11 protein-coding genes are annotated in these 12,081 nt (G+C 36.2%); all 11 read right to left on the bottom strand.

The window, feature by feature from the left end; translation table 11 throughout:
* Positions 1 to 164: 164 nt before the first annotated feature.
* Entirely contained in the window at positions 165 to 1,211 is a 1,047-nt protein-coding gene (hisC, locus tag AACZ30_RS01580; RefSeq protein WP_339647260.1) for a histidinol-phosphate transaminase, read from the bottom strand.
* 142 nt (positions 1,212 to 1,353) lie between these two features.
* Positions 1,354 to 2,637 (bottom strand): histidinol dehydrogenase, encoded by a 1,284-nt coding sequence (hisD, locus tag AACZ30_RS01585; protein WP_339647262.1) that lies wholly within the window; start codon positions 2,635 to 2,637, stop codon positions 1,354 to 1,356.
* A gap of 1 nt (position 2,638) precedes the next feature.
* Positions 2,639 to 3,502 (bottom strand): ATP phosphoribosyltransferase, encoded by an 864-nt coding sequence (gene hisG / locus AACZ30_RS01590; protein ID WP_286761653.1) that lies wholly within the window; start codon positions 3,500 to 3,502, stop codon positions 2,639 to 2,641.
* A gap of 371 nt (positions 3,503 to 3,873) precedes the next feature.
* A complete protein-coding gene (locus AACZ30_RS01595) occupies positions 3,874 to 5,172 on the bottom strand; it encodes a serine hydrolase domain-containing protein (protein WP_339647266.1) in 1,299 nt (432 codons plus the stop codon).
* Positions 5,173 to 5,182: 10 nt separating this feature from the next.
* A complete protein-coding gene (locus tag AACZ30_RS01600; protein ID WP_093302589.1) occupies positions 5,183 to 6,001 on the bottom strand; it encodes a prohibitin family protein in 819 nt (272 codons plus the stop codon).
* Between the two features lie 14 nt (positions 6,002 to 6,015).
* Complete coding sequence (locus AACZ30_RS01605; RefSeq protein WP_339647274.1) at positions 6,016 to 8,046, bottom strand: VWA domain-containing protein; 2,031 nt, start codon at positions 8,044 to 8,046, stop codon at positions 6,016 to 6,018.
* 66 nt (positions 8,047 to 8,112) lie between these two features.
* On the bottom strand, positions 8,113 to 8,859 hold the full coding sequence (gene fabG, locus AACZ30_RS01610) for a 3-oxoacyl-[acyl-carrier-protein] reductase (RefSeq protein ID WP_075326772.1): 747 nt from the start codon (positions 8,857 to 8,859) through the stop codon (positions 8,113 to 8,115).
* Between the two features lie 132 nt (positions 8,860 to 8,991).
* Positions 8,992 to 9,867: a succinate--CoA ligase subunit alpha gene (sucD, locus tag AACZ30_RS01615; RefSeq protein WP_339647279.1), complete on the bottom strand. Its 876-nt coding sequence runs from the start codon at positions 9,865 to 9,867 to the stop codon at positions 8,992 to 8,994.
* A gap of 141 nt (positions 9,868 to 10,008) precedes the next feature.
* Complete coding sequence (locus AACZ30_RS01620) at positions 10,009 to 10,404, bottom strand: hypothetical protein (RefSeq protein WP_075326770.1); 396 nt, start codon at positions 10,402 to 10,404, stop codon at positions 10,009 to 10,011.
* Positions 10,405 to 10,410: 6 nt separating this feature from the next.
* Positions 10,411 to 11,340 (bottom strand): UDP-3-O-(3-hydroxymyristoyl)glucosamine N-acyltransferase, encoded by a 930-nt coding sequence (locus AACZ30_RS01625; protein WP_339647283.1) that lies wholly within the window; start codon positions 11,338 to 11,340, stop codon positions 10,411 to 10,413.
* A 172-nt stretch (positions 11,341 to 11,512) separates the two neighbouring features.
* A complete protein-coding gene (gene efp, locus AACZ30_RS01630; protein WP_075326768.1) occupies positions 11,513 to 12,079 on the bottom strand; it encodes an elongation factor P in 567 nt (188 codons plus the stop codon).
* Positions 12,080 to 12,081 lie beyond the last annotated feature (2 nt).

Here is a 12,081-nt window from a genome sequence, read left to right on the forward strand (position 1 = left end):
TCGTGAATTAAAGTCCCATCACGATCTATAAATAATACTTTTTTCATAATCTATTTTTTCTTCGATGGTCTAACCACCAATTCAAGCTGAACTTGTTTCAGCTTATAATATGTTTTTATGCTAACAACTTAGATCCTGAAACCAGTTCAGGATGACGCTTACGTTTAATCTATATGTTTCAATGCCTCAAGTAATTTATAATTCTCCTCTCCAGTCCCCACCGTAAACCGTAAGGTATTTTCACAAAGCGGTTGTGTGGTTCGGTTTCTGATTACTATGCCTTTTTCTAATAGTTGGTCATAACGTTTATTGGCGTCATCTACTTTTACCAATATAAAATTAGCATCTGAAGGATATATTTTTTCAATAAAATTCACTTGAACTAATGCTTTACTTAAAAGAGCTCTTTCCTTCAGTAAATCAGATATTTCCGAATCCACTTTTTCCTTATTCAGTACACGCTCTAAAGCTCTTAGCTGAGTTAATTCGTTTACATTATAAGGTGGTTTTATCTTATTTAAAATCTGAATAATTTCTTCGGAAGCATAGCAAATTCCCAATCTAATTCCCGCCATTCCATATGCTTTTGAAAGCGTTTGGGTGATCACCAAATTTGGGTATTTTTCCAATTTATTTAGCCAGCTTTCTTCAGTCGAAAAATCAATATAAGCTTCATCGATAATTACTAATCCCTTAAAATTCTCAAGAATATGAATGATCTTTTGTTCGGAAAATGAGTTTCCGGTGGGATTATTCGGCGAACACAAAAAGATCATTTTTGTGTTTTGGTCTACCGAATTCAGGATTTCTTCAACATTAGGCTCAAAATCCAAATTCAGTAAAATCTCCCTATTCTCAATATTATTGATATTTGCCAACACCTTATACATTCCATAAGTAGGCGGTAATGTGATAACATTATCCTCGGCCGGTTCACAAAATGCTCTAAACAATAGATCCAGCACTTCATCGCTCCCATTTCCTAACAAAATATGTTCCGTCGAAACATTTTTGATTTTTGCTAATTCAGCCTTTAGGTTGCGTTGTTGCGGATCTGGATAACGGTTAACATCGGTTTGAAACGGATTTTCATTAGCATCCAGAAAAACCATTTCTGAGCCCGTAGACTGGTATTCGTCCCTTGCGGAAGAATAAGGTTTTAAACCGGCCACGTTTGGCCTTACCAGGTTATGTATATTGAATTTTTTCATTCTATTTAGAGTGCACTTAAAATTATTCTCTTCGTCACCCTGAACTTGTTTCAGGGTCTAATTTTTCTATAATTTACAATCTTAGATTCTGAAATAAATTCAGAATGACGTCTTAATAGGGTTTTCAATTAACTACATTTGTTTATTTTAACTCCTTTAATCGTAATGTCACCGCATTTTTATGCGCTTCCAAACCTTCGGCTTCAGCCATTAATTCTATGGCAGGCCCAATTTCCTTAATTCCTTCTTCTGTTATTTTTTGAAAAGTCATACTCTTCATAAAACTATCAAGATTTACACCGCTATATTGCTTGGCGTAGCCATTTGTTGGCAAAGTATGGTTTGTTCCTGAAGCATAATCGCCCGCACTTTCTGGGGTATAGTTTCCTATAAAAACCGAACCTGCATTCTGAATTCCTTCAGTAAAAAAGGCCTCATCATCAGAACAAATAATAAAGTGCTCTGGCCCATATTCGTCGATCAATTCCAGTGCATCTTCTTTCTTTTCAACATAAATTAGCCTCGAGTGGGCTATTGCCTTTTTAGCAATACTTTTCCTGGGTAAAACTTCTAACTGACTTTCCACCTCTTTCTCTACCTCTTCAATTAAATTTTTGGAAGTAGAAACAAGAATTACCTGGCTATCGGCACCGTGCTCTGCCTGGCTTAGAAGATCTGAAGCAACAAAAGCAGCATTGGAAGAATCGTCTGCGAAAACTAATAATTCTGATGGCCCGGCAGGCATATCTATAGCCACATTATGGCGGGTAGCCAATTGTTTGGCAACGGTAACAAATTGATTTCCGGGACCAAAGATCTTGTAAACTTTAGGAATACTTTCTGTCCCAAAGGTCATAGCCGCAATTGCCTGGATTCCCCCAACTTTATATATTTTGGTAACGCCACACAGTTCGGCGGTGTATAAAATGGCAGGATGCACATTTCCGTTCTTATCTGGCGGAGTACAAAGCACAATTTCCTTACAACCAGCAATATTTGCGGGTGCGGCTAACATTAAAATGGTAGAAAATAAAGGAGCGCTGCCACCGGGAATATACAACCCAACTTTTTGAATCGCCCTCTTTTCCTGCCAACATTTTACGCCGTTGGTAGTTTCAATTTCAATCCTATCGGTTTTCTGGGCGGTGTGAAATTTTTCAATATTACTTTTTGCCAATTTTATGGCTTCTTTCAATTCCTTGGAAACCTCATTTGCAGCAGCACTTACTTCTTTATCTGTAACCTGAGTATTTGCGAGGTTTATGCCGTCAAAAAGTTCGGTATATTTTGAAACCGCGGCGTCCCCTTTTGTTTTAACTTCAGCAAAAACCTGGTTTACCGTTTCTTCAATATCTTCTACGGTTTGGGTGGGCCTTTTTAAAATTTCAGGCCACTCAGCTTTAGTAGGATTAAAAAACTTTTTCATCTTAAAGTACCATTTTTTCGATTGGCGCTACTAAAATACCTTCGGCACCATTTTGTTTTAATTCATCTATAACTTCCCAGAAGCGCTCTTCATTAATTACGGTATGTATAGAACTCCAACCTTCTTCAGCAAGTGGTAAAACAGTTGGGCTGCGCATTCCAGGCAGTAATTTGATAATGTTCTCTAAATTCTCATTTGGCGCATTTAAAAGTATATATTTAGAAGTCCGCGCATTTAAAACAGATTTCAACCTGAATTGTAATTTCTCTAAGATATGTTGACGAGCTTCAGAAATTTTTGGAGAGATAGCAAGAACAGCTTCACTCTTCAGCATTACTTCTACCTCTTTTAGCCCGTTTTTGAAAAGCGTGCTTCCGCTGGAAACAATATCACAAATACCATCTGCAAGCCCAATATTTGGAGCTATTTCTACTGAACCATTAATAATATGCAATTCGGCTGTAATTCCTTTTTTCTCCAGAAATTCGTTTACGGTATTAGGATAAGAAGTGGCTATTTTTTTACCATCAAGGTCTTCTATTCCGGCATATTTCATAGATTTTGGTACAGCGAGAGAAACACGACATTTTGAAAAGCCAAGTTTTTCGCCCTGGATAATATCTTTACCCTTTTCAATTAAAACATTCTCCCCAATAATTGCTGCATCTACAACACCATCTCTTAAATATTGAGGAATATCACCGTTTCTAAGATACATTACTTCCAAAGGAAAGTTACGAGACGAAGCTTTGAGTTGTTCTTTTCCATTATCTATAGAAATGCCTGCATCCTTTAATATTTTAAGGGAATCTTCGTTTAATCTCCCTGATTTTTGAATAGCAATTCTTAATTTTTCCTGGCTCATTTTTTAAATTTTTCTTTTTAAACTTTGGTTGGTGGCTATAAAATAAAAAACCCGTTTGAATAGCTCAAACGGGTTTTAAATATGTTGAAATTACAACACACCAAATTTACCTCGCCTGAGCGCAGTAGTAAATATGATGGTGATGTAATTGAAAATTCTTCATTGTGATTACAAATCTAAATATAAATTTTAAACTGCAAAACAGCTTTCTTATTTTTTATGAATTGTTTTACTCGATAATCTAGATTTCAATGCTTCGAGGCCTATTAGATCTACATTACTCCTCTTAATATTTCGGAATCTCACTCGAAGTAATTTTCTGAAAATCTGTTGAAGTTTGCATTAGCAGCAAAATTCAGTTGACTCTATAACTAATCATCTATGGCACTAAAAAGCATTTGCCGGAATTTCCAGCCGGTTTCATCACCGGTATTTCCCTGGGTTTGCTTCAACAAAATACCAATTATTTGCTCTTCGGGATCGGCGAAATACTGGGTATTGAAATAACCACCCCAATCAAAAGTACCGGCACTACCCTGCCCTCCTGCAATTTCTCCTTTTTTGCTAACTACGCCAAAGGCAATACCATAGTACTGATTTGGAAAATTAAATTTTTCTCCTGTTTGATTTCCCATTATAATATCTACCGTTTTCCGGCTTAATAAGCGAATACCATTGTATTCTCCTCCGTTTAGATACATTTGAAGGAATTTAGCATAATCTTCTGCCGTGCCCGATAGCCCGGCGCCTCCTGAAAAAAATGTTCCATCTTCTGTTAGCGGATAATTGGTATTATAAAATGTATTCGGAAAATCTTCCCATTTTCCATCTTTTTTATGCTGTATAGCCACTAAGCGATCTTTTTTAGATGAAGGTTGATAGAACCGGGTATCATCCATTTGCAGAGGGTCGAAGATTCTCTCTTGTAAGAATTCATCAAAATCCTGTCCTGAAACTACTTCAATAAAATAACCCAGAACATCCAAACCTAAACTATAAGTGAATTTTTCACCGGGCTCGTGATGTAAAGGTAAAACGGCCAATTTTTTTACATTTTCTCCAATCTTAACTTCTTCTTCAGTGAACAATTCGGTAATTCCCGCCTTTGCGTAAATCTTTTTAATACGCTCGTCACTGTCTATCGCTCCATAACCAAGACCAGAAGTATGTGTTAGTAGGTGCCGAATAGTTATTTCATTTTCAGCTGGCGTAGAAGTAAAACTACTGTCAGCTTCATTAAAACTCTTTAGAATTTTGGGATCTTTAAATTCAGGGATATACTTTGAAACAGGATCGTCCAAACGGAACTTTCCTTCTTCCCAAAGCATCATTACCGCGGTAGCTGTAATAGCTTTTGTTTGAGAGGCTAATCTAAAAATCGCATCTTTTTCAAGTTCTTTTCCTGAGGCATTAGCTTCGCCATAAGCTTCGTAAAAAACAATTTTCCCATCCCTGGCTATTAAAGCAACCGCTCCCGGTATTTGATTTTCTTCAATTGCCGATTGGAGCATTTCTTCAATCTTCTGAATTCTTTCTGAAGACATACCTACTTCAGCAGGAGTAGCTGATTCCAGTTTTCCGGAATCAATAACGGAAGTCGTTTGTGCAGAAATAGCAAGGCTTCCTATAAAAATAGAAAGCCTTGCGATATTTAAGAAAATAGATCTCATCTTTAATAGTTTAATTTGAACCACCTAAAATTAAAGGCATACCATCTTCACCTGAACCTATAATAACGGTTTTAGAGTTACCCGATTTCGCAAGTTCTAATGTTGCCTGAATTCCTTTTTCCTTTAGAATATTGGGTGTTAAAGAGGCGTTTAAGATTTCGTTAGCACGAGCTTTACCTTCAGCATCAATTCGTTGACGTTCGGCTTCTTGTTCAGCTTTGGTCAAGCGAAATTCATATTCTAAAGATTCCTGCTCCTGGCGTAATTTACGCTCAATCGCATCTTTAATATTTGGCGGAAGGGATACATCACGTACCAAAACCTCGTTTACCTGTACATATTGGTCCTGTAGCAAAATTTGAGTTTCTTCTAAGATCTCTTTCTGAATAGCTTCTCTCTTACTGGCATAAAGTTGCTCTGGGTTATATCTTCCTACAACAGATCTTGCAGCTGATCTTACTGCGGGTTGAAGTAAACGCCTAATATATTCTTCACCTTTTTCCCTGTGTAGGCTTCCCAGGTTTGCATAAGAAGGTTGAAACCAGGTAGAAGCATCAATATCAATTTGAAGTCCGTTAGAACTTAGCACTTGCATTTGTTCTTCCAGCGACTGTTGTCTTACTTCATAAACAAAAACCCTGTTCCAGGGAGCTACCAGGTGAAAACCTTCATTTAACGGTGGCTCATCTGTAACTACACCGCCACCAAAAGTTTTATAAAGCACACCGGCTTCACCAGAACCTATGGTAACAGTAGATTTTGCAACAAATATTATTAAAAGTACGATTCCTATAATAATAGGAATTCCGAGTTTAGGTAATCTTTCCATCTATATAATTGTATTTAAATTAATCCTTTGTATTTTCTGAAAAACCATTCTGCGGTGAGTATCAAAACAAGCAGAAATAGAAGGTAATACCAGTCTACCAAAGGTACAATTTTTTGACGGCTTTTCTGAACAGGTTTGTATTTATCGTTGCTTAAAAGTGCATTGCTTATTTCCTGAAGTTCATCTTTGTAATAAACCCTGGTTCCAGAATTTTCTGCAAGCGCCTCTATCGCATTTTTATTAGCTGAAATAAACTGCTGCTCAATATTGTAGGCAATTACTTCAAAGCTACCTGAACGGGATATTTGAGATGTTGTTTCGGTAATCGTAAAATCATAATTTCCGGCAGGTAAATTGCCTAAATCTACTTCATAACCGTTGTTTCTTAGAACTAATTGAGACTCTAGATTCTCTACAGCATTTTCTGCGGAAATCACCAGGTTCGCGTTAGGATCAAACTGATAATTTTGATCGAAGAAATTAGCGGTTATTTTTACAGCTTCATTTTCGTAATAAAATGAATTATAATCTACTGTTAATCGTTCTCGTTGTTGTGTTGAAGCAATATTCTGAACCAGCTTACCAATAAAATTATCAAATTTTTCAAAAGATTTATGCTCTAAAAAGGTATTAGAACGCCATCTCCAGAGATTTTCTCCAAAAATAAAGGCATTTTTATTTTGGCCTTTTCCGGCAATAGCGATTAAAGGCTGTGAAGTTTCTACATTTTCAATTTTCTGAAAATAAATGCTTTCAAAACTATTATTTTGAATATTGATATTTCCAAACTTATCTTCCAACGGAGGAAATTCTGAAAACCCGGTTTCTTCAAACTGAAATTGAATAAAATTGGAATTTTTTACAGCAAAAATTTCCTGTGACTGATTAGTAAAATCTTTTGCCACAAAATCCTGAATTCTATTAATAAAATTCCAATCGGTTTGAGTTCCAGTAACCAGTAGGTAATTTTGATTATTCTCTTTTAAATCTTCAAAGATAGTGGCAAAACCTGAAGTTGGCTGGTACAATATAACTAGCTGATAGTCTTCTAAATTTGATAAATTATCCTGAAGATATTTTATATCAAGTTGTCGTTGTTTATTGGTTTCAATAGACTTTTTAAAAGTTCCTATATCGGGATGTGGCGCAGCACTTATTAACAGAATTTTACTGCGTTCGTCAATGACTTCAACGGCAAACTTTTTAGAATTGTTTGCTTTGTTTTTTTCATTTTCTAACGGAATAATTTCGGCTTTATAAGAAAGAACACCAAGCTTTGAAGCCGGAAGCTCAGTACGAATTACAGCCGAATTGTTATCTGAATTAAGAGAAATTTTTTCTGAAAAAATTATATTCTCCTCAGATTTAATTACGAATTCTGAATTTATTTGTTCTTCGCCAGAATAGGAAATAAAAGCTTCAACGGGAAAGCGATTATCTAAAAAAGCGTAGGTATTTACATTAAGTTGAGCTAATTCTAAATCTGAATATTGCGTGGTATCACCTACCACTAAGGGATAAATTTCCTGGTTATTTCCGGGTTTAAAGTAACGAAAATCCCTACCCGTGCTTTGATTACCGTCAGAAATAAGAATTACGGCCGTAGCTTTTTTTCGAAATAATTCTTTTAATGATTCCAGCGCAGCGTAAATATTGGTTTGGGAAGCTTTAAATTCGGGTGTGTTAGAGTTTATCAGTTCATTCTCAAAGTTATATTGCACCAACTCAAAACGCTCCTGAAGCGCTTTATTCGACTTTAAGTCTTCTAAAATATCCCGCACTGTATCTTCCTGCTCTAAATGCGCGATAGATTCAGAATCATCTACAGCCAAAATTAAATTCGGTTTTTCGAGTTCGTAAGTTGTTGAAGAAATTTTAGGATTAATAAGTAGCAAAAGAAGTATAAAGACTGAGAAAAATCGTAGAGCAAAAAGAATGTAAATTTCCCTTCTTTTATTTTTATTCTTAAAGAGATACTGAAAAAAAGCAAACCCCAGCGCAGTAATTATGGCCAGGGCTATGAGTATGATGTTGCTTATATTCATTTATGGGAAATAGAGTTAAAAGTTAATGGTAAATCTTTTAACTAATAACTATTCACTTTTATCTAACTAGGTGTGCATTCCGCCGTCTACGTGAAGTACCTGGCCGGTAATATAAGAACTAAGGTCGCTGCCAAGAAAGACACAGGCGTTTGCAATATCTTCTGGAGCTCCACCTCGTTTTAACGGGATAGCCTGTCTCCATCCATCCACAACTTTTTCATCAAGCTTTTCTGTCATTTCGGTTTCTATGAATCCTGGAGCAATCACGTTGGTTCTAATATTCCTGGAACCAAGTTCCTGTGCCATAGATTTAGAAAAACCTATAATTCCGGCTTTTGAGGCTGCGTAATTTGCCTGGCCGGCGTTTCCGGTAACTCCAACTACCGAACTCATATTAATAATACTTCCTTTGCGTTGTTTCAGCATAGTGCGTTGTACCGCTTTGGTCATATTAAAGATAGATTTCAGATTAACTTCAATCACCTTATCAAAATCTTCTTCGCTCATTCGCATTAGCAAGTTGTCTTTGGTGATTCCGGCATTATTAACCACTATATCTATATCTCCAAAATCGGCAGCTACATCCTTTACCAATTGCTCTGCTTCCTTAAAACTTGCAGCATTAGACTGGTAAGCTTTAGCTTTTACTCCAAGTTTACTTAACTCATCGGCAAGTGCATTTGCAGATTCGGCTGAAGAATTATAGGTAAAAGCTACATTTGCACCGTGTTGTGCAAACACTTCTGCAATACCTTTCCCTATTCCGCGACTACCACCGGTTATTATGGCATTTTTTCCTTCTAATAATTTCATATTTATAAAAAGATTGGTGTTTATTTAATAGTTTCAAATATAGCAAAAGCTGAAGGCAAGAAATAAAAAATCCTCCTGTATTTAGCCATTATGCCAAATAAGGAGGATTTTAATATAGTTTTAAGCCAGATATTATCCTTTCATAACTTCGGCTACTTTTTTTCCAATTTCAGCTGGAGAATCAACAACGTAAATTCCATTTTCCTTTAGAATAGCTTTTTTTGCTTGAGCGGTATCTTCGCTGCCACCTACAATTGCTCCTGCGTGCCCCATTGTACGGCCTGCTGGTGCAGTTTCACCTGCTATAAAGCCTACAACCGGTTTTCTGTTTCCATTTTCTTTAATCCACTTAGCCGCATCTGCTTCTAATTGACCTCCAATTTCACCAATCATCACGATGCATTCGGTTTCTTCGTCGTTCATCAATAATTCTACGGCTTCTTTAGTAGTGGTTCCGATAATTGGATCTCCACCAATACCAATTGCAGTGGTAATTCCAAGACCTTGTTTTACAACCTGATCTGCTGCTTCGTAAGTTAAAGTACCCGATTTAGATACAATTCCTACTTTTCCTTTTTTGAAAACAAAACCTGGCATAATCCCAACTTTTGCTTCTCCCGGAGTAATTACACCCGGACAGTTAGGACCTACCAAGCGGCAATCTTTATCCTGAATATAATCGTAAGCCTTTACCATATCGGCAACAGGAATACCTTCTGTAATTGTAATAATTACTTTAATACCTGCATCTGCAGCTTCCATAATTGCATCTGCAGCGAAAGCTGGTGGTACAAAGATTATTGAAACATCTGCATCTGTTTTTTCAACAGCTTCAGAAACTGTATTAAAAACCGGTTTATTAAGGTGTTTTTGACCACCTTTACCGGGAGTTACACCTCCAACAACATTGGTTCCGTATTCTATCATTTGTTCAGCGTGAAAAGTACCTTCGCTACCGGTAAATCCCTGAACTATTATTTTTGAATTTTTATTGACTAAAACGCTCATAAATTTTTTGATTTTTGCGATTACAAAAGTAGGTTTTTAAATATAAAACCTAAAGTTTTTTGGTGGTTTATTGGGCTTGTACTCTTAAAATTGAATTAAAGTTTTAACTCAAAATCTTGAATTAATGCGAATCTTTAAAATTTAAGACCAGGGACTTTCATCTATCTCTTCTCCAAGTTGCGAGATTTGTACCCCTTTAAAAAGTTTATTGTCTTTTAATTCCCAAATGGCCATAAAATGCGCAAGCGGCATTTCTTCATCGGGATTTTCTATGGTTTTTACGTGATAAGTAAACTGAATAGCGATTTGATGATCTTCTTCTACTGTCTTTTCAACTTCAGCTTTAAGCGATTCGTAGTTTTTAGACATATCATTTCTAATGGAAAGAATCTCATCAAAATTCAGCTTTTTAAGTCCGGTAGTACCATACCAGGTGAGATTTACATTGGGATGCAAATAATTGTCTAATGTTCCTTTTTCATCCTTAAATAAGGAGGTATAAAAATTCTCAACAATCTCTTTACTTTTTAAGCCCATAGTCTTTTACTTTAATTTTTCCAGCAATTTAGGTAATTGCCTTAAGAGCGCCAACTCTTTTAATTTGGCCCGGGATTCCATTGCCGGGTTTCCTGTATAAATTTTATTAGCCTTTGTAGATTTCGTGATGCCGGCCTGGCCCATAAGAATTCCGCCTTTTTCTACGGTTATCCCGCTGCGCATCCCAACCTGGCCCCAAACAGTAACTTCGTCTTCAATAGTTACAGCACCGGCTATGCCTACCTGGCTGGCGATAAGGCATTTTCTACCAATAACGGTATCGTGACCAACCTGGATTAAATTATCCAGTTTGGTTCCTTCTTTAATCGTAGTATCTCCCGTAACTCCTTTATCTATAGTGCAATTTGCGCCAATTTCTACATCATCTTCTATAACCACACGTCCGCCAGATCTTAATTTATCAAAACCTTCTGGCCGGGTTTTGTAATAGAAAGCATCACCACCCAAAACAGTACCGGAATGTATAATCACGTTATTCCCGATAACCGCATTATCATATATACTTACGTTGGAATGAATTAAGCAATTACTACCTATTTTCACATTATTCCCAATAAAAGTATTTGGTTGAATATGCGTACCCTCCCCTATTTGTGCTGAATCTGAAATAGATTTTTCAGATTTCTGAAAGGGTTTGAAATATTGGGTAAGCTTATTAAAATCTGAAAAAGGATCTTTTGAAATAAGCAAAGCTTTACCTTCAGGACAATCGACTTTTTTATTGATTAAAATTACGGTCGCGGCCGAATTTAAAGCTTTATCGTAATATTTTGGATGATCTACAAAAACAATATCGCCGGGTGTTACCACGTGAATTTCATTCATACCCAAAACCGGAAAATTTGCATCCCCAATGTATTGAGCATCAATAATAGTGGCAATTTGTTGCAGCGTATGTTCTTGTGGAAATTTCATATTGATTAATGTTAACTATAGAAAAAGATAAAAAATCCTATAATGTGAAGCTGAACTTATTTCAGCTTCTAACATGAATATTAATTTTTATTATCCTAGATCCTGAAATATCTCGAAACTTCGGGACAGGATGACGATCTTGTGAATTTTCATTCCTTTATTTCTGAAAGAACTACTCTTTAATTCTTTCCTTGTAAGTACCCTTTTCGGTTTCAATTTTAATTTTGTCGCCTTCATTAATAAACAAAGGAACGTTTACTTCAGCGCCGGTTTCAACAGTTGCCGGCTTTGTAGCGTTTGTAGCTGTATTTCCTTTAACCCCAGGCTCAGTGTGTGATACTTCTAACACAACGCTGGCGGGCATTTCTACTGAAAGAGGAGCGTTATCTTCGGTATTGATTATAACTGTAACCACTTCGCCTTCCTTTAAAAGTTTTGGCTGATCTAAAGCTTGCTCTACAAGACGAATTTGGGTATAATCTTCAACATTCATAAAATGATAAAATTCACCATCATTATATAAATACTGAAACTTATGGGTCTCTACACGAACATCTTCAATTTTATGACCGGCAGAAAATGTGTTTTCTATAACTTTCCCTGTAGTTACGCTTTTAAGTTTAGTTCTTACAAAAGCAGGTCCTTTTCCAGGTTTTACGTGTAAAAATTCAGTTATCTTATAAATATCGTGGTTGTAACGAATACACAATCCGTTTCTAATATCGCTTGTACTAGCCATTT

Origin of the sequence: uncultured Salegentibacter sp., from assembly GCF_963972535.1 — a bacterium.
Classification (GTDB): Bacteria; Bacteroidota; Bacteroidia; order Flavobacteriales; family Flavobacteriaceae; genus Salegentibacter.